This is a genomic window from Pluralibacter sp. (assembly GCF_019237635.1).
Taxonomy (GTDB): domain Bacteria; phylum Pseudomonadota; class Gammaproteobacteria; order Enterobacterales; family Enterobacteriaceae; genus Enterobacter_B.
In genome coordinates, this window is sequence record NZ_JAFAGS010000106.1 from 33,766 (window position 1) to 50,742 (window position 16,977).

Annotated in this window: 18 protein-coding genes and 1 pseudogene; 9 read left to right on the forward strand and 10 right to left on the reverse strand. The window is 52.3% G+C overall.

Going from position 1 to position 16,977, the window contains the following annotated elements:
* Nucleotides 1-74: 74 nt before the first annotated feature.
* Nucleotides 75-572, reverse strand: a complete 498-nt coding sequence (locus JO226_RS12370; protein WP_293592485.1) for a GAF domain-containing protein — start codon at nt 570-572, stop codon at nt 75-77.
* Nucleotides 573-715: 143 nt separating this feature from the next.
* Between JO226_RS12370 and yebS the strand changes: the two genes are divergently transcribed.
* The 4 genes from yebS to JO226_RS12390 all read left to right on the forward strand — a co-directional run bounded on the left by yebS (nt 716) and on the right by JO226_RS12390 (nt 6,462).
* Nucleotides 716-1,999, forward strand: coding sequence for a membrane integrity lipid transport subunit YebS (gene yebS / locus JO226_RS12375; RefSeq protein ID WP_293592487.1), 1,284 nt, complete (start codon nt 716-718; stop codon nt 1,997-1,999).
* Nucleotides 1,968-4,604: a PqiB family protein gene (locus JO226_RS12380; RefSeq protein ID WP_293592489.1), complete on the forward strand. Its 2,637-nt coding sequence runs from the start codon at nt 1,968-1,970 to the stop codon at nt 4,602-4,604. Before yebS ends, JO226_RS12380 begins: the two co-directional genes overlap by 32 nt.
* A gap of 84 nt (nt 4,605-4,688) precedes the next feature.
* Complete coding sequence (rsmF, locus tag JO226_RS12385) at nt 4,689-6,113, forward strand: 16S rRNA (cytosine(1407)-C(5))-methyltransferase RsmF (protein ID WP_293592491.1); 1,425 nt, start codon at nt 4,689-4,691, stop codon at nt 6,111-6,113.
* A 112-nt stretch (nt 6,114-6,225) separates the two neighbouring features.
* Entirely contained in the window at nt 6,226-6,462 is a 237-nt protein-coding gene (locus tag JO226_RS12390) for a YebV family protein (RefSeq protein WP_293592517.1), read from the forward strand.
* Nucleotides 6,463-6,515: 53 nt separating this feature from the next.
* On the opposite strand, the gene pphA is transcribed toward JO226_RS12390, so the two are convergent.
* The gene (gene pphA / locus JO226_RS12395) at nt 6,516-7,160 is read right to left on the reverse strand and encodes a protein-serine/threonine phosphatase (RefSeq protein WP_293592493.1); all 645 of its coding nucleotides are present in this window, start codon (nt 7,158-7,160) and stop codon (nt 6,516-6,518) included.
* Nucleotides 7,161-7,325: 165 nt separating this feature from the next.
* Between pphA and JO226_RS12400 the strand changes: the two genes are divergently transcribed.
* The 4 genes from JO226_RS12400 to yahO all read left to right on the forward strand — a co-directional run bounded on the left by JO226_RS12400 (nt 7,326) and on the right by yahO (nt 9,727).
* Nucleotides 7,326-8,285 carry a VirK/YbjX family protein gene (locus tag JO226_RS12400; protein ID WP_293592495.1) on the forward strand — a complete coding sequence of 320 codons (960 nt, stop codon included), beginning with the start codon at nt 7,326-7,328 and terminating at the stop codon, nt 8,283-8,285.
* A gap of 125 nt (nt 8,286-8,410) precedes the next feature.
* Nucleotides 8,411-8,554, forward strand: coding sequence for an Ecr family regulatory small membrane protein (locus tag JO226_RS12405; RefSeq protein WP_293592497.1), 144 nt, complete (start codon nt 8,411-8,413; stop codon nt 8,552-8,554).
* Nucleotides 8,555-8,963: 409 nt separating this feature from the next.
* The gene (locus JO226_RS12410; protein ID WP_293592499.1) at nt 8,964-9,206 is read left to right on the forward strand and encodes a DUF2545 family protein; all 243 of its coding nucleotides are present in this window, start codon (nt 8,964-8,966) and stop codon (nt 9,204-9,206) included.
* A gap of 242 nt (nt 9,207-9,448) precedes the next feature.
* A complete protein-coding gene (gene yahO, locus JO226_RS12415; RefSeq protein WP_293592501.1) occupies nt 9,449-9,727 on the forward strand; it encodes a DUF1471 family periplasmic protein YahO in 279 nt (92 codons plus the stop codon).
* Nucleotides 9,728-9,787: 60 nt separating this feature from the next.
* Here the strand turns inward: yahO and JO226_RS12420 are convergent, their stop codons facing one another.
* The 3 genes and pseudogenes from JO226_RS12420 to JO226_RS12430 form a co-directional block, all read right to left on the reverse strand.
* Nucleotides 9,788-11,368 carry a cyclic diguanylate phosphodiesterase gene (locus JO226_RS12420; RefSeq protein ID WP_293592503.1) on the reverse strand — a complete coding sequence of 527 codons (1,581 nt, stop codon included), beginning with the start codon at nt 11,366-11,368 and terminating at the stop codon, nt 9,788-9,790.
* A 178-nt stretch (nt 11,369-11,546) separates the two neighbouring features.
* The gene (locus JO226_RS12425; protein ID WP_293592519.1) at nt 11,547-11,762 is read right to left on the reverse strand and encodes a DUF6500 family protein; all 216 of its coding nucleotides are present in this window, start codon (nt 11,760-11,762) and stop codon (nt 11,547-11,549) included.
* Between the two features lie 863 nt (nt 11,763-12,625).
* Nucleotides 12,626-12,868, reverse strand: a pseudogene (locus JO226_RS12430) (helix-turn-helix domain-containing protein); the annotation flags it as partial.
* Nucleotides 12,869-13,114: 246 nt separating this feature from the next.
* Between JO226_RS12430 and JO226_RS12435 the strand changes: the two are divergent.
* Nucleotides 13,115-14,197, forward strand: a complete 1,083-nt coding sequence (locus JO226_RS12435) for an acyltransferase (RefSeq protein WP_293592505.1) — start codon at nt 13,115-13,117, stop codon at nt 14,195-14,197.
* A 52-nt stretch (nt 14,198-14,249) separates the two neighbouring features.
* Here JO226_RS12435 and JO226_RS23325 read toward each other — a convergent pair whose 3' ends face one another.
* From JO226_RS23325 to JO226_RS12455, 5 genes are all read right to left on the reverse strand, one after another.
* Nucleotides 14,250-14,435, reverse strand: coding sequence for a tail fiber assembly protein (locus JO226_RS23325; RefSeq protein WP_367273557.1), 186 nt, complete (start codon nt 14,433-14,435; stop codon nt 14,250-14,252).
* Complete coding sequence (locus tag JO226_RS12440; RefSeq protein WP_293592507.1) at nt 14,436-14,663, reverse strand: hypothetical protein; 228 nt, start codon at nt 14,661-14,663, stop codon at nt 14,436-14,438.
* Between the two features lies 1 nt (nt 14,664).
* A complete protein-coding gene (locus tag JO226_RS12445; protein ID WP_293592509.1) occupies nt 14,665-15,600 on the reverse strand; it encodes a hypothetical protein in 936 nt (311 codons plus the stop codon).
* Nucleotides 15,587-16,174 carry a putative phage tail protein gene (locus JO226_RS12450; RefSeq protein WP_293592511.1) on the reverse strand — a complete coding sequence of 196 codons (588 nt, stop codon included), beginning with the start codon at nt 16,172-16,174 and terminating at the stop codon, nt 15,587-15,589. Before JO226_RS12450 ends, JO226_RS12445 begins: the two co-directional genes overlap by 14 nt.
* A 2-nt stretch (nt 16,175-16,176) precedes the next feature.
* Nucleotides 16,177-16,977, reverse strand: an 801-nt coding sequence (locus tag JO226_RS12455; RefSeq protein ID WP_293592513.1) for a baseplate J/gp47 family protein, incomplete at its 5' end; no start/stop codon positions are given.

A 16,977-nucleotide genomic window follows, 5' to 3' on the forward strand; every position in this document is an offset into this window, starting at 1 on the left:
GTAGCCAATAAACCACAGGCATGAACAGGCGTCATTATAATGACGTCATCGGTAAATGCTACGTTATCCGTTGATTATCCTGCCACAGGCTGAAAGAATTTATGATAGTCGGTCGCCACAAGCACCTGCTCAAGGCGGCCGACAAGCTCACGCAGCCCCTGCTCATCCTCAGCGGAGAAGCGGGCAAGCGCCGGGCTGTCGATATCCAGTACGCCGATAATGTGTCCGTTAACGGTCAGCGGCAGAACAATTTCAGAATTGCTCGCCGCGTCACAGGCGATATGGCCGTCGAACGCATGCACATCCTCTACGCGCTGAACGCGGTTTTCTGCAACAGCGCTACCGCAAACGCCGCGGCCGACCGGAATACGTACGCAGGCAATTTTGCCCTGAAACGGACCCAGTACCAGGGTTTCGCCCTCCAGAAGATAGAAACCGGCCCAGTTCACCGACGCCAGACGCTCAAAAAGCAGCGCGCTGGTATTAGAGAGTGTGGCTAAGAAACTGGTTTCACCTGCCATTAATGCCTGAAAATCGCGGTTCAGATCCGCGTAAAACTCTATTTTGCTCATTATATAGTCACTTGGTTTGTCTTACTTCAATTGCCGAAAGGCGACGCATAGCATAATAAAATAAGCATTAAATGCGCTTAGGCTCAAGATGATTCCATTCATAGGTTAAGATAGCGTTATACATTCATTTGCGAATCTAATAAATGGCACTGAGAGCGACGCAAAATTCATTAGGGAAAAAGCTGACTATCTACAAAGTCAGCAACCTACAACTTCCCGCCAATTACCATCGCTGCCCGCAGTGCGACATGATGTTTAGCCTGCCGGTGGTAAAAAAGCATCAAAGCGCGTACTGCCCCTGCTGCAACGCCAAAATCCGCGATGGTCGCGACTGGTCGCTGACGCGGCTTGCGGCGATGGCGATTACGATGATCATGCTGATGCCGTTTGCCTGGAGCGAACCGCTGCTGCGCCTGCACCTTCTCGGCGTGCGGATAGACGCGAACCTGATGCAGGGCATCTGGCAAATGACCGAACAGGGCGACCCTGTTCCCGCCGCCATGGTCCTGTTCTGTACCGTCGCCGCGCCGCTGCTGCTGGTGACGTCGATTGCCTACCTGTGGTTTGGAAATATTCTGGGGATGAATCTTCGCCCGGTGTTGCTGATGCTCGAAAAGCTCAAAGAGTGGGTCATGCTGGATATCTATCTGGTCGGTATCGGCGTCGCCTCCATTAAAGTGAAAGACTACGCTTTTTTGCAGCCCGGCATTGGCCTGGTGGCTTTTGTAGCGCTGGTGCTGCTCAGCATTCTGACGCTGATTCACCTTAACGTAGAACAGCTTTGGGACCGTTTTTATCCTCAGCGCCCCGCGACCCGCCCCGACCCCGGTCTGCAGGTCTGCCTTGGCTGCCAGCACACCGGGTTTGCCGATGCGCGCGGACGCTGTCGCCGCTGCCATGTGCCGCTTCGTCATCGCCGTCCATACAGCCTGCAAAAAAGCTGGGCTGCGCTTATCGCTTCACTGGTATTATTGTTCCCGGCGAACCTGCTGCCTATCTCCATCATCTACGTTAACGGCGCGCGGCAGGAGGATACGATTATGTCAGGTATCATGTCGCTTGCGCACAGCAATGTCGCCGTTGCGGCGGTGGTGTTTATCGCCAGCATCCTGGTCCCCTTTACCAAGGTGATTGTGCTGTTCACACTGCTGGTCAGCATCCATTTCAAGTGCGAACAGGGGCTACGCACCCGCCTCCTGCTGTTACGCTTCGTGACCTGGATTGGCCGCTGGTCGATGCTCGATCTGTTTGTGATTTCGCTGACGATGTCGCTGATAAACCGCGACCAGCTACTTGCTTTTACAATGGGACCCGCTGCGTTTTATTTCGGCTCGGCGGTAATATTGACTATTCTTGCTGTTGAATGGCTGGACAGCCGCTTACTTTGGGACGCACATGAGTCAGGAAACGCCCGCTTCACCGACTGAAGCGAGAATTAAAACAAAACGCCGTATCTCGCCTTTCTGGCTCTTGCCGGTGATCGCATTCATGATAGCCGGGTGGCTTATCTGGAACAGCTATGACGATCGCGGCACGACGATCACCATCGACTTTGTCTCCGCCGACGGCATTGTGCCGGGGCGTACGCCTGTGCGCTATCAGGGGGTTGAGGTCGGTACCGTCGAAGATATCACCCTGAGTAAAGATCTGAACAAAATTGAGGTCAAGGCCAGCATTAAAGGCGATCTAAAAGATGCCCTGCGTACCGACACCCAGTTCTGGCTCGTGACGCCAAAAGCATCCCTGGCCGGGGTTTCCGGTCTTGATGCGCTGGTCGGCGGGAACTACATCGGCATGATGCCGGGGAAAGGCAGCCCGCAAAGCCATTTTACAGCGCTGGATACCCAGCCCCGCTACCGGCTGAACAACGGCGAGCTGATGATTCATTTGCATGCCCCGGACCTCGGCTCGCTTAACAGCGGCTCGCTAGTCTACTTTCGTAAAATTCCGGTTGGTAAGGTCTATGACTACACCATCAACGACAATAAGCAGGGCGTGACGGTGGATATCCTGATTGACCGACGTTTCACCAGTCTGGTCAAAAAGGGCAGCCGCTTCTGGAACGTGTCGGGGATCAAAGCCGATGTCGGCCTCAGCGGCGCCAAAGTGCAGCTGGAGAGCCTGGCCGCGCTGGTCAACGGCGCCATTGCCTTTGATTCGCCGGAGAACTCAGAACCCGCCCAACAAAACGACGAATTTGGCTTGTATGAAGACCTCGCGCACAGCCAGCGCGGCGTGCTGGTGAAACTCGATCTTCCGGATGGGGCCGGTCTCAAAGCGGGTTCGACCCCGTTGATGTACCAGGGGCTGGAAGTCGGCCAGCTCACCAAACTGACGCTTAACCCGGGCGGCGCAGTGAGCGGCGAAATGACCGTCGACCCAAGCGTAGTGAACCTGCTGCGGGCAAACACCCGCATTGAACTGCGTAACCCAAAACTGTCGCTGGAAAACACCAACCTCAGCGCGCTGCTGACCGGCAGTACCTTTGAGCTGGTGCCCGGCGAGGGCGAGCCGCGCGACCGCTTCGTGGTTCTCCCGGCCGATAAAACGCTGCTGCAGGAGCCCGGCGTTGAAACCCTGACCCTCACCGCGCCGGAAAGCTACGGCATCGACGCCGGACAGCCGCTTATCCTGCACGGCATCAAGGTCGGACAGGTGCTGGAGCGTACGCTGTCAAACCAGGGGATCTCGTTTGCTGTCGCCATCGACCCGCAATACCGTAACCTGATGCACGGCGACAGTAAGTTCGTGGTTAACAGCCGGATGGACGTCAAGGTGGGGCTGGACGGCGTTCAGTTCCTCGGCGCCAGCGCCAGCGAGTGGATCAACGGCGGGATCCGTATTCTGCCCGGAACCAACGGGGCAATGAAGAGCAGCTATCCGCTGTACGCCAACCTGGAAAAAGCACAGGAAAACAGCATCAGCGACCTGCCGACCACCACGCTAACCCTGACCGCCGACACACTACCGGACGTCCAGGCAGGCTCCGTGGTGCTGTACCGTAAATTCGAAGTGGGTGAAGTGATTACCGTACGCCCGAAAGCGAACGCCTTCGATATCAGCCTGCATATCAAGCCGGAGTACCGTAATCTGCTGACATCAAACAGCGTGTTCTGGGCGGAGGGCGGCGCGAAGGTACAGCTCAACGGCAACGGTCTGACGGTTCAGGCTGCCCCGCTTTCCCGCGCGCTCAAAGGCGCTATCAGTTTCGATAACCTGAGCGGCGCCAGCGCGAATGCGCGTAAAGGCGGCAAGCAGATCCTCTATCCGTCGGAGACCGCGGCCCGCGCGGTGGGGGGGCAGATTATGCTCCACGCCTTCGACGCCGGTAAGCTCTCGCCGGGTATGCCGATCCGCTATCTCGGTATCGACATCGGGCAGATTCAGTCGCTGAATCTGGTCACCGAGAGTAACGAAGTGCAGGTCACAGCCGTCCTTTATCCGGAATATGTCGACAACTTCGCCCGCAACGGTACGCGCTTCTCGGTGATCACGCCGCAGATTTCCGCTGCCGGGGTTGAACATCTGGATACCCTCCTCCAGCCGTATATCAACGTTGAGCCCGGACGCGGGGGTAACCCACGGCGCGATTTTGAGCTGCAGGAAGCGACCATCACCGACTCGCGCTATCTGGACGGCCTGAGCATTGTGGTCGAGGTCCCGGAGGCGGGCTCTCTGAATATCGGCACGCCGGTGCTGTTCCGCGGCATTGAGGTGGGTACCGTCACCGGGATGCAGCTGGGTTCGCTTTCCGACAGGGTGATGGTGGCGCTGCGCATCAGCAAACGCTACCAGCACCTGGTGCGCAACAACTCCGTGTTCTGGCTCGCCTCCGGGTACAGCCTCAACTTCGGTCTGGTGGGCGGCGTCGTGAAGACCGGCACCTTCAACCAGTTCATTCGCGGCGGCATTGCGTTTGCGACCCCGCCGGGGATCCCGCTGGCGCCGAAAGCGCAGGAAGGCAAGCACTTCCTGTTGCAGGAGACAGAGCCCAAAGAGTGGCGCGACTGGGGCACCGCCCTGCCGCGTTAACCCCTGACGGTGTTCCGGCAGCCCATCGCCGGAACACCGATTTATGGTACACTGCGCTCCCGTTTTTTCTTTTTGGTATACCCCGTGGCCTATCTTCCCGACGCCTTTCTCGCCGCGATGCGCGCAGCAATGCCTGCCCATCTCGCCTTCGATGACTTTATCGCCGCCTGCCAGCGCCCGCTGCGTCGCAGCATCCGCGTCAATACGCTGAAAATCACCGTGGCTGATTTTCTTGAGCGGGTTGCGTCCTATGGCTGGCAACTGACGCCAGTGCCCTGGTGTGAGGAAGGCTTCTGGATTGAGCGTGACGACGAAGAGGCAGTGCCGCTTGGCAGCACCGCAGAGCATCTGAGCGGCCTGTTTTATATTCAGGAAGCCAGTTCAATGCTGCCGGTGGCAGCGCTTTTTGCCGAGGGCAATCAGCCGCAGCGCGTCATGGATGTCGCGGCGGCGCCAGGCTCCAAAACGACGCAAATCGCTGCGCGGATGGGGAATCGGGGGGCAATCCTCGCCAACGAATACTCCGCCAGTCGGGTCAAAGTACTGCATGCCAACATCAGCCGCTGCGGTATCAGTAATGTCGCGCTGACCCATTTCGATGGCCGCGTTTTCGGTGCCGCCCTGCCCGAGTCTTTTGACGCCATCCTCCTGGACGCCCCCTGTTCCGGCGAAGGCGTCGTGCGCAAAGACCCCGATGCGCTGAAAAACTGGTCGCCAGAGAGCAACCTGGAGATTGCCGCTACCCAGCGCGAGCTTATCGACAGCGCGTTCCACGCCCTGCGCCCTGGCGGCACGCTGGTTTACTCCACCTGTACCCTGAACCGTGAAGAAAATGAAGACGTGCTGGCATGGCTGATGGCGCGTTTCCCGCAGTCGCTGGAGATCCTGCCGCTGGATACCCTCTTCCCGGACGCAGGAAAAGCGCTCACCGGGGAGGGATTTCTTCACGTATTCCCACAAATTTATGACTGCGAGGGCTTTTTCGTCGCCCGTCTGCGTAAAACAGCGAGTGTTGAACCCCTGCCGGCGCCGGGCTATAAAGTCGGCAAGTTCCCCTTCACGCCGATGAAAGGTCGGGATGCGGACGCCGTGACTCGCGCTGCCAGCGCGGTGGGTCTGCACTGGCATGACGCGCTGCATCTGTGGCAGCGCGATAAGGAAATTTGGCTGTTCCCGGCGGGTATCGAACCGCTGATAGGCCAGGTTCGCTTTTCGCGTATCGGCCTTCGTCTGGCGGAAGCCTTCAACAAGGGTTATCGCTGGCAGCATGAGGCGGTGATTGCACTGACGGACGAGCGCAGCCCGTACGTCGAGCTTACCCAGCAGGAAGCCGAGGAGTGGTATCGGGGTCGCGACGTCTGGCCGCAAACGCCGCCGTCTGCGAATGAAGTGGTCGTGACGTTTCAGGGGCATCCGCTGGGGCTTGCCAAAAAAGTGGGGTCACGGCTGAAAAACAGCTATCCGCGCGAACTGGTGCGTGATGGCAAGCTGTTTGCCGGTAAAGTGTAGCGAATCACAAAAAAGTAGCACATTCTGACTGGCGATTTTCTCTCCATTGTCTACGCTGAAAAATACGGCCTAACTGGTCGTACCACAACAACAGACACTGGAGAGCACTATGATGAAAACCTGCGTACGCATAGGCGCATTCGAAATTGATGACGCCGAGTTGCATAGTGAACAGCACGGGGAGCGAACGTTAATCATCCCCTGTAAATCCGACCCTGACTTATGCATGCAACTGGATGCCTGGGACGCCGACACCAGCGTTCCGGCCATTCTCAATGGCAAACACTCCGTCCTTTATCGTCATCGTTACGACCGTCATTCTGACGCCTGGGTCATGCGCCTTGCATGATGCCAAAGGAACCCGCCCTAAGGCGGGTTATTTATTTCCAGACCTCTGCCTTATTACTGCAACTGTACCAGCGTTAATACCCCGCCAAATACCGCACCGGTATCAATATAATGTTGATTTTCAAAATCATAACGTTGCTTCAGCGGCGTATGGCCAAACCAGAAGTGATCGGCGCCGTGAAGCCCGGTATGCCGCCCGGCAAGATGATCGGTTAACCGCTGCCGGTCCCACAGCACGCGCTCCCGATCAACCGCCTGCTGCCAGCGGTAGACCTCCGCCGGATAGTCCGCATGCGCCACCACGTTCACTCCGGACTGACAGCGAACTTCGAGTATATAAGGCAGGAGCCGACACGCCTCCAGCAACGCGACGATACGCAATTTTTCCGCCGACGAGCTACGGGTAAACCAGTCGCCGCCGTTGAGCGCCCACAGCGCAAGTTGCCGCGAGCTCAGCGCATCCATCGCCATCTGCTCATGATTCCCGCGGATTGCGGCAAACCATTTTTGCTCGATAAGCGCCAGGCACTTCAGGCTTTCCGGCCCACGGTCTATCAGATCGCCGACCGAAAGCAGGAGATCCTCATAAGGATTGAATTTCAGCGACTTCAGTTGCGCCATCAGACGTGCATAGCAACCATGCACATCGCCGGTAAGCCAGATATGTCGCCACTGGTCCCCCTCAATGCGTTGGTACATAGGCGCCTCCTCTTATATTCAGTATAGGCAACCCACTGTCACGACCCGTTACAAATCCACAAACTTAAACAAAAACTAAACGAACGACTAATATAACCGGGTAGCCCTTATGATGATGAAGCGAGGTCTCTAGAATACCTGCGCAACTACAAAGAGGTTTTTATCGTGTCGGACAACCCCCAGTATTCCACTCACGCCGCAGCAGTGCGTACCCACCTTATTTCCGAACTGGTCAGAGGGAATATTACACCAGCCCCGATCTGGCGGAAGTTTGACTACCGGTTGAAGTTTTTCCTGCGTACGCTGCTCTTTTATTCCTCCACGCGGCGGATGCTGGACAGCCTCTCACAGCGCGAGGACTTTGACTCCCTGCTGGGCGCCCAGGTGACGCTGCCAAGCAAGACGCATCGCCAGTATCTGGCACTGGGGCTCTCTTCCGGCCAGCGCGCTGACGCCATCATCAGCCACTATCAGTTCATTGATTCCTTAAAAAGCCCTCGTCTGGCGGCGGCATTGACGGCCCCTGACCCGGTTGCCGTCCTGGAGATTGAAGGCAAAGACGAAAGCCGGTTTACGCTGTGCCTCTCTTGCGCACGAAAAGCCGAGCGCGAGGGCGAAAGTACCGTCTGGCTGTTTGACGGGGAACAGACGTTGCTGGCCAGCGCCACATTTAGCGTGGTGAAAATCGCCGACGGTTGGGAACTGGTGATCGGCGGTTTGCAGGGCCCGCGCCGCAGCGTGTCGCATGAGGTGATTAAGGTCGCAACCCGCGCCTGCCACGGCCTGTTCCCTAAACGTATTCTGATTGAGTTTTTCGGGCTGCTGGCCGCAGAGTGCGGAATTACCCGGATAACCGGCGTCAGCGACAACGGTCACGTATTCCGCGCGCTGCGCTATCGTCTAAGTAAAGGGCGCCATTTCCACGCCAGCTATGACGAGTTCTGGGCTTCCATCGAAGGTAAACAGCTGAACAAGTACCGCTGGCAAATGCCGCTACAGCAGGAACGTAAAACGCTGGAGAGTATCGCTAGTAAGAAGCGGGCTGAGTACCGCCGCCGCTTTGCGCTGCTCGATGAAATGGCGCAACAGTTCAACCAACTGTTCCCCCATCACGGCGATCAATAACCCCTTTACCCCCATTTCATGGGGGTTCTCCCTCTCCTGTTTGCAATCCGCCCCCCGGTTTCGCTACTATCCTATCCTCTCCTTTCCACTTGAACCTGACTGCACGTCTGCGAAACGTTCCGACCATGGGCAAAACAGAAGTAGTAATGATAGTCATGATCCTGCTCATCCTTTGCTGCAGCATCTGGTTCGTCTTTAGCGATCAACTTTGGACAATGGTCAGTTATCTGGAAACCCTGCTCTATCCCGGTATTGTCACACCGGAATAACCGCCCCCTACATCCAGAAATTCAGATTTAAACAACTTGTCGTTTGAGCTAAACCGACCCGATCTCTATTATTTCGGCCATGACGTCACGCAGCGTTCTTGTACATCCCGGCAAAACGCGGCGCGCTTCATAGGTCTGCTGATATCCATGCACTGGACGCGCAATCATTCAGACCAACCCAGACGGCACTGCATATCCCTGTGAATGCCGTCAAATGAGTCCGAAAACATATAATATTCATTGCAAGCTTTCCCCTTTACTGTGCGAGGTAAAGGGGATTTTTTTATCAAGGCTTGAAACCCAACGCTTTGATAATTTCCGCGCTCAGTATCAATGACCAACACCTGCTTATCCCGACTCATCAGCTTCACAATATGTCAGCCAGATTTACATAAAAGGAGTGATATCAATGAATTATGCTTTGATTTTTCTTGCAATATGTCTTCTGGGAATCAGCGGTTACGTAAAGCAGACTCTGGGAATGGCGCGTGCTGTAATCTCTTTTATCACCATGGTCATGATTGCGGGATTAATATACGTTCTGACCATGAAACTGACTGGAGGAGATAAGTTGGTGACAATGTTATATCTTTTCCTCTCTCCTGTATGCGGTTTGATATTCACACTCATGGTCATTCCCAGCAAGCGCTAAGCCCTGCTGGCATCAACCACTGCGCCAGCTTGTTTATTTTTAAACAAAAAACAGCCAAATTTAACGCATAACCATACTCATTATAGGCCATACTCTAAAGGCGTAGAGAAAATAGTGTAGATATTAATATTACGCAACGCAACAATTCCACACTGGTTGTTTACTGTCCTGTTTCTGATATTTCGCTAGATTAAGCACTTAATATCAAAATAACCTCCATAAACAATGCTAAGGATGACATCATGCGTATACTTCCCAACCTGATGATTGCAATGACTGCGTTCTCTTTTATCACCAGTGTCAGCGCGGCTGAGCTAATGACCCATGAGGCATTTAACAAAGTTGCTTCTCAGTATAATAAAATAGGCACTATTTCTGTCTCTAACGAGGCTGCAGCATCTGACGCCAAAGCGGCGCTTATTAAAAAGGCGGATGAACAAGGGGCTGATGTGCTGATACTCACATCAGGTAATACCAACAATAAAATTCATGCCTCCGCAAATATTTATAAGAAGAAGTAATGGTCATTTTCAGCCAATGCCTGCAGCAGGCGTTGGCTGGAACTTTCCGGAAACATACCCTTATAACTCATCGATTTCCGCCTTGCTTTTTGAAAGCAATATTTTGATTAAGTCGATATAAGAAACAGGTTTCCAGAAATAATATCCCTGCACCAACGTAATGTCATTTCGGTTCAAATAATCCAGTTGCTCTTTCGTCTCAACCCCCTCAGCGACAATGCGTAATGACAGTTTTTTCGCCATCTCGATAACGCAATCGAGTAACCGGGTGGAATCCGTGACCTGGCTTACGCGGCTGACGAAGCTTTTATCAATCTTTATATAATCAATAAGTAAATCATTTAGATACGACAACCCCGAATACCCGGTACCAAAATCATCCAGCGCAATGGCAAACCCTTTTTCATGCAGGGTATTGAGGTTGTTAATCAGGTCGGCATTGATAAGCAGCGGTTCACGCTCTGTCACTTCAAGCACCAGCTTCACTTTCTTCCCCGAAAACCCCTCCTGGTACTGCATGCAGTCCCGCATAAAACAGGGGGCGTTAATGTGTGATGCGCTAAAGTTGATGCCAATGTGGAATCCATCCGGCAGTTTGTTCAGTATCGGTTTGAGTTGCGCGACAACCTGCCGCATCAGGCTTTGCGTCAGAGGCACAATCAGCCCGGTTTTTTCCGCCGTCGGGATAAAAATAGCCGGAGAGATAAACCCGGCTTTAGGGTGCTTCCATCGCGCAAGCACTTCTACACCATACAATGCGCCGGTTTTTCCGTTCACCACCGGCTGATAGAACGGGATAATTTCCCCCTTTTCGATCGCCCGACGTAAATTCTCCTCGGGTGTGGTGTATTTATTCCTATACTGGCGGAGCAAAAACACAACCGCGAACGAAAGCAAGAAGACTATCAGTAAAGACCCCGCGCCTTGCTGCGCAAGTCTTGAGAGACTGAAAAAAGAGGGATGGTGGTATTCAATACGGAAAGGATAGCGGGTGGACGAATAGGCTGCCCGCGTGGAATTTGCCATCGGCAGAGTTTTCAGGGCAATCACGTTTCCCTCGCGGTCGAAAACTCGATTGCTAACAACCAATGAGAAAGCGGTTTTCTCAATAGAGCTGTTAAGCGCATCGCGAATATGCGCATCGCTGATACTCACGATAACCTTGCCTGCCGGAGTCGGCGTCTGAAAAAGCAGCACCGGTAACTCGTTCACCATATTTTGTGGCATCATGAGCAGCAGGTTGTCATCGGAAATGGCCTCAGGCTTCACGATAAGCACCCTGTTGCCGGGCAGTGATGAACACCAGACGTTGCCGTTTTTGAGGATGATGATAGTGCGCAGATGGGGTTTCAGCGCCGCTTCCGTCCCGAGCTCGAACTCCCCCTCTGCTGAGCAACCATTGAGGGCGACACGCATCGCCGTTTTCGTTGCGCTACTCGCCTCGTCAAGGATGGCATCGATTCGTTGCGCAATATGCATGGCTGTCGCCGCCCTTTCTGTATCGGCGGAGTGCCACAATTGCCAGTTGATCACCAGCGTGCCGACCAGCAATAACAATGCCGCTATTGATAAGGAAAATAACGTATGGCGCACAATGATTTCCTTTGGGTTAGAGGCTGAATCATTCTGTAAAAACGGCATCCTTTTCAGGCTTTCTGTGGGTTAATGTGCGCCTGATTGGATAGCCTCATTTTAGTGCAGAACCGCCGTATTTTCATGCCGTCAGCAAACTCACCCACCGATTTATCAGCTATATACAGGAAAGAGCGCGCATCGTTGATGATGGAAGTCACCATAGCCAAAACGCTATTCTCTTCCTTTACAGTTGTGAAACGAGAGACTTAATTTTCTCGGCTTTCTCAAAGTGATCCAGTTTCATCTCCATAATCCACCACTGGGCTACCTCCATAAGCGCCTCTGGATCTTCATTTTTGTTCGAAAAAAAAGCATAAAAGGAGAGGCCGACATTGCTTCCTTTAGAAGCTATCTTTTCATTACAGATTTTAATGATTCTAGCTTTCATGCTTACTTGCATTATATTTTCCTTGTTAGACTGCACATGATTCAATGCATTGGATACCGCCGCTACAGACTCGTGTTTTACTAACAACTGCCAATGAGCACAGCACAACAGTTCTGAATACGGGCTGAACGTCATCTTCACCGGGCATGATCCGCCCTAACCAATACTGATTATATACACAGTATATAGTGGCTGACTATCTAGGTCGGTGGGAAACTCGTACCGCTCAAGTGTTGGGCCGAGCTTCGTTATGAAGATCCGCCATCACCTGGCGCTCCGAGAAAATGGGCGAGAGCCGGCAACACATCCCGTGCTGCAATCGGCAGGTCCCGTCTGTCCCTGTGATTGACGCGCCAACAGGTGAGCCGCACAAATGTCTGGAGCACCGGAAAAAGAGTACCTGATGATTTAACTTTTATTTGTAAATGAATTGTGAACACTCAACGCTATATGATATAACAAGGAACACCGAATATGGGATTTCGGGTGATTTTCGGACATTTTCGGATACGTATCCGTAGGTTGCTGAAAAGAAAGACAGATAAAAAGAGACCGAATACGATTCCTGTTTTTACCTGAAATTAAAATTCCATATATATCTCAATAAGCTACGCCGCTTACAGTACAAAAATCACTCACCGAAAGGTGTGTTTTCGGTCACTAAAAATCATGTAGTTACTGAAAATTTCGGACATATTCGGACGAAGTTCGGACACGCACCAACCTTGCAGCAGCTCTTTTGTACATCACTGGGTAGTCGTCAAATTAACCAGAACATGTGTCATTAATGAGATAGAATACGCGCTGGCTGCCAACGGCATGAACACCAGGCAGCCAGCCGCAGCCCCTCTTGCATACGGGAGCTGCGGCACCCATTAGCAACTCACCGGGAACTTCTTATACAGCGTTGATATTCCAGCGCCATAAATGCTCGCCACGTTCTGCCGTGACTCGCCAGCCGCAAGCATTGCCCTCATTTCCCGCCACTACTCATTAGTGAATTTAGGCCGACGGCCACCACCCCTTCCCTTCGCACGCGCAACAGCCAGACCTGCTTGGGTACGTTCAACAATCAACTATCGCTCCATCTCCGCCAGAGCACCCATAACATGCAAGAACCCATCTATGAGAACTTCGTTTTGCTGATGATAAAACAGATTGTCTATGAGGAAATGGAGAGCAGACAACTTGACGAGAAAGCATGAAACATTAGCGCAAGATGAATCGTTCATCGACGTTTTTCGGCGGTTTTGTTACGTAAATCCCGAAGCGATGTTAAAAATTAGGATTTTCGCCACTTGAATTTGAGTTGTGTTTAGAATGCATATAAAATTCACTTTTACGCACGCTTTTCGGACCCACAGATGCAACAGAAAAATATAAATTCACTCCAGATATTAAGAGCTTTTGCTGCGATATCCGTTGTTATCACTCACTCGGGAATGAAAATACCCGGTATAAATATTGGTGATCTTGGCGTGATCGGGGTTGACCTGTTTTTTGTGTTGAGTGGATTCTTAATGACGTATACATTTAAGGATTCAAGGGTTGGGTTGTCGTTTCTAAAGGCAAGAGTAATGAGGATATATCCTATTTATTTGGTTATATCCGCGCCTCTGATTTTATCATCTTTTATGCAATGGAATGATGCAGATAAACTTTATAACTTATTTCACAATACAACGCTAATTCCACCATTACATGGAAGCTATGATAGAGCTAACTATGTTAACTGGACGTTAGCATATGAAATGTATTTCTATGTAATTTTCGCGATAATCTCATTCTTTTTTAGAAATAAAATAAAATCTTCAATAGCTTGCTCAGTTGCCATTGTGTCCATAATGACAATTATCAAATATAAATATGAAATTGGTTATGTGGGCTGGTACGATACATCACTTAAGAACGTCCTTGGGAACACTATTGTTCTCGATTTTATTGCGGGATCTTTGTGGGCTTGCATTTATAATAAAATACAGGTAAGACCTTCCAAACTCATTTCATACGTGGTGTGCGCATGCATCGTTATATTTTCACTAGAAATGATTGGTAATAACATGAAAGGTGGCCTTGACTACCAATCAAGCCTTTTAATTAACTCATCAATCCCCTCATTTCTAGTTTTGTGTATTATATCTCTAACCAAGTGCGGTACCTCAAAGATAGAAAAATCACTTGTCTATCTTGGTGAGGCTTCATACTCAATTTACCTAAGTCACCTGTATATTTTTTCAACACAAAGTGTCGAGCCAATTGGGTATTTCTTGAGATTTATTCTACTGAAGTTTAATGTGGAAAATATTTACACATCTAATGTAATACTTATATTTTCTGCGATACTACTGGGAATCTTCGCACATGAAATCATAGAGAAACCATTAGCTAATTGGGTTTTGAAGAAGAGAGCATCTATCAACAACACCGAATTTGTGCAGAAAGCATAGTTCTTTTTCTGGCGGTGGTATCTAAAAAATGACACCACCGCTTTTATAGCACTTACGCAGGAACTGGCGGAAACTCTTGATTCGAGGAAGTAACGCGCATTAACATTATTCTGTAATTTCTCCATCCTGCTAATTCTGACAACTCATTGTCAGTAGCTTCCCCCGATTTCTCTGCGTCTTGTCTCCAATCTATTTCATAATCCGCCACTTTTCGCAGGTTTATCTTGCGCTGCTCTATCTACTGCTCAATTGTTATCTGAGGAACCTCATGAATAATAACGTCGCCGGATAAACTGACATCAAATGTTTCTCCCGGCTTTCTATTCATGGCCTTCATGAACTCGTCTTCACGTACTTCTATAGCATCGTTTGGTATCTCTTTGTACTGTTCATTGCTTGGATAAAAAAGACCATTGGCAAATAAATACACTACCGGACTGTCTTGCAGTTTTGCTTCTTTCATCACATTAGTATCCTATAGCAATCCATGAGCAATTTTCACTGGCTCCACTCGGTGCCCAGTTTTGAATTGTAATCTGCTGCGTACCGGTGGGATTGACGTTCATTGACGCGTTAGAACCATTTGCCCATCGGTTACCCACTGCAAATAAAATGGTGTTCGGAAATGCAATGTTAACGTTGTACGAATTAGAGCTATTGGGCGCCACTTGAGTGACTCCCCATTGTAAGAACACCTTCAAGTTATTGCCAGTGGTTGCAATGGATGGGATCTGAATGTAGCCATTTCCGCCCATTAACGACCTGATGCTGTCCATATCCACGAGGTTAGAAGCGCTGCCGATCCCTACATTACGCAGTGCCGCGCCCCCAAGTTGCAGGGCCGTTCTGAACGCTGCCACGTTCGGAATATCACTGCCGTTGGCGCTTTTCTGCATGGCTCCGGCAGCCTTATTTATCGTTTCCTCCAATTGAAGGTATTGGAGAACGTCCGCAACAGAGCTTTTTCCGATGATGTCTCGGCCTGTCTGAGTGAGATCGGTTTGCGCGGCGGTATCAGTACCGGTGAAATAAGGGAGCTTATTAGCACCAGTAGCCAGGCCTGCAAGAGCAGTCAGCGTGGCATCAAGCGCCTGAGCCCCCAGCGTCGACCGCGCCAGTGCCTTGTCTGGTACATCAGAGAGATTATTTTTCCGCAAAAGCGCATCAGGCACAGCGTCAGTAATCAGGCCGACAATCGCCTTATACAGCTGATCGTGCTGTGCCTTATCCAGCGCAACGCCTGTTTTTTCAATAACGGTACAAATCTCCTCCTGCACCGCATCCCACATGTCACTGTTAAGATCGGTGGCGCGGCGCCCTGTGGTCGGGTCACCGTTGATAAAACCGTTCTTCCCCTGCCCGAACTTATCTTTCATGGCTGTGGGCGTGTCAATTCGGTGCATCTTCATCTCCTTCCGGGTAAGCAAAAAGCACCACCGTATGCGACGGCGCCAGCTTCTCAATCACACACTCTGCAACCACATCCCCCCATGTTCTGATGGCGGAGTCGCAGGTACTGCAGCAGGTCTGCCAGTTGATACCGGCATCAGCGGGAATATTCACCCGCCAGTAATAACGCCAGTCCTCTCCCCATTCCGGGTCCGGCGAACTGTCGAGGTGCTGGAACTGTTCAATCGTGGCCGTGGTATAGCCCAGCGCATTCAGCTGGTTCCGGTAAAACTGCTCGTTAATCCCCCCGGCCACGTTGGCTTTCGCATCCAGACGCTGCTGGCGCTGGCGCAGTGTCTGAACACCATCAGGTGCGCAGGCGTCCGGCAGACCATACAACGGTTCATATCTGTCAATCAGTTCGGTCGTCTGCGCCGGGTCAATCTCCCGCATCAGGTCACCGCTGCGCTGGTGCACCCGCGTAAGAGACGGGGCCAGCCCTTCAATCAGCGGATTATCCCCTTCCCACGCAGGCCCGTGCGGCAGCAGGTTGTACAGCAACTGCGTATATTCATCATTCAGCGCCATCACTACACGCCCTCCTGATAGGTAACCCAGGTAATGTCACCCAGCACGGGCAGTTCCGTCTGCCCCAGGGGAATATCCTTTGCCGGTACACGGAGCTGGTGCGCCACTTCACCGGATGCCAGGCTAATCGCCTCCTCAATACGTGATTTGCGCAGTTTTCCGGATGGTTCACCGTCACGCAGCATCATCGCATTCAGCTCCCGGACCACTTCCGCCCTGATTTCCACCGTATCCTTCAGCAGGGCAATGGTCATCGGAATGATTTTCTCCGTCGCCGGAAACACAAACAGCCCGCTGCCGGCGATCGGCGCCCGCGGCAAAATATGGTCCCGGACGGTTTGTACCAGATCATCAGCCGGAGCCGGGTTCACCGGGTCACCGGTCGCCACCATCACGCCCACAGAACCCTTCCCCTTCCAGTGACGAAATGGCCAGGCGCGGGTTATGCCGGGAATTTCCTTTGCCCAGATAACATAGTCAGAGTCAGCACCGCCCTGCGGGGTCCAGTAGTAACGCTCCATCACGCGCGCCCGCCAGGTTTCCAGTGCCTCCACATCCGTACCACCTGTCAGGGTGTCCGCATACCCCGTGGAAGGAATGCCACTCACAGGTGTTCCCAGCCTCAGGGCGGTACCGTCATCCGTATTGCCTGCCGCACCGGCCACATCCGCCGTAACAGGCGCCCGCAGGACACCACCGGACGCCCTGACCGCCTGCGTGGTGGTAAACGACACCTGGTCGTCACGATAAACCGGCGTACCGGCGGGAAGCTCCGGTGTGCCGCTGATACCGTCCCAGCGAAT

What these genes read in the sequence shown, in the direction of transcription:
- JO226_RS12370 (WP_293592485.1), bottom strand. Translation starts at nt 572, where the DNA reads ATGAGCAAAATAGAGTTTTACGCGGATCTGAACCGCGATTTTCAGGCA.
- yebS (WP_293592487.1), top strand. Translation starts at nt 716, where the DNA reads ATGGCACTGAGAGCGACGCAAAATTCATTAGGGAAAAAGCTGACTATC.
- JO226_RS12380 (WP_293592489.1), top strand. Translation starts at nt 1,968, where the DNA reads ATGAGTCAGGAAACGCCCGCTTCACCGACTGAAGCGAGAATTAAAACA.
- JO226_RS12390 (WP_293592517.1), top strand. Translation starts at nt 6,226, where the DNA reads ATGAAAACCTGCGTACGCATAGGCGCATTCGAAATTGATGACGCCGAG.
- pphA (WP_293592493.1), bottom strand. Translation starts at nt 7,160, where the DNA reads ATGTACCAACGCATTGAGGGGGACCAGTGGCGACATATCTGGCTTACC.
- JO226_RS12405 (WP_293592497.1), top strand. Translation starts at nt 8,411, where the DNA reads ATGGGCAAAACAGAAGTAGTAATGATAGTCATGATCCTGCTCATCCTT.
- JO226_RS12410 (WP_293592499.1), top strand. Translation starts at nt 8,964, where the DNA reads ATGAATTATGCTTTGATTTTTCTTGCAATATGTCTTCTGGGAATCAGC.
- yahO (WP_293592501.1), top strand. Translation starts at nt 9,449, where the DNA reads ATGCGTATACTTCCCAACCTGATGATTGCAATGACTGCGTTCTCTTTT.
- JO226_RS12420 (WP_293592503.1), bottom strand. Translation starts at nt 11,368, where the DNA reads ATGCCGTTTTTACAGAATGATTCAGCCTCTAACCCAAAGGAAATCATT.
- JO226_RS12425 (WP_293592519.1), bottom strand. Translation starts at nt 11,762, where the DNA reads ATGCAAGTAAGCATGAAAGCTAGAATCATTAAAATCTGTAATGAAAAG.
- JO226_RS12435 (WP_293592505.1), top strand. Translation starts at nt 13,115, where the DNA reads ATGCAACAGAAAAATATAAATTCACTCCAGATATTAAGAGCTTTTGCT.
- JO226_RS12445 (WP_293592509.1), bottom strand. Translation starts at nt 15,600, where the DNA reads ATGCACCGAATTGACACGCCCACAGCCATGAAAGATAAGTTCGGGCAG.
- JO226_RS12450 (WP_293592511.1), bottom strand. Translation starts at nt 16,174, where the DNA reads ATGGCGCTGAATGATGAATATACGCAGTTGCTGTACAACCTGCTGCCG.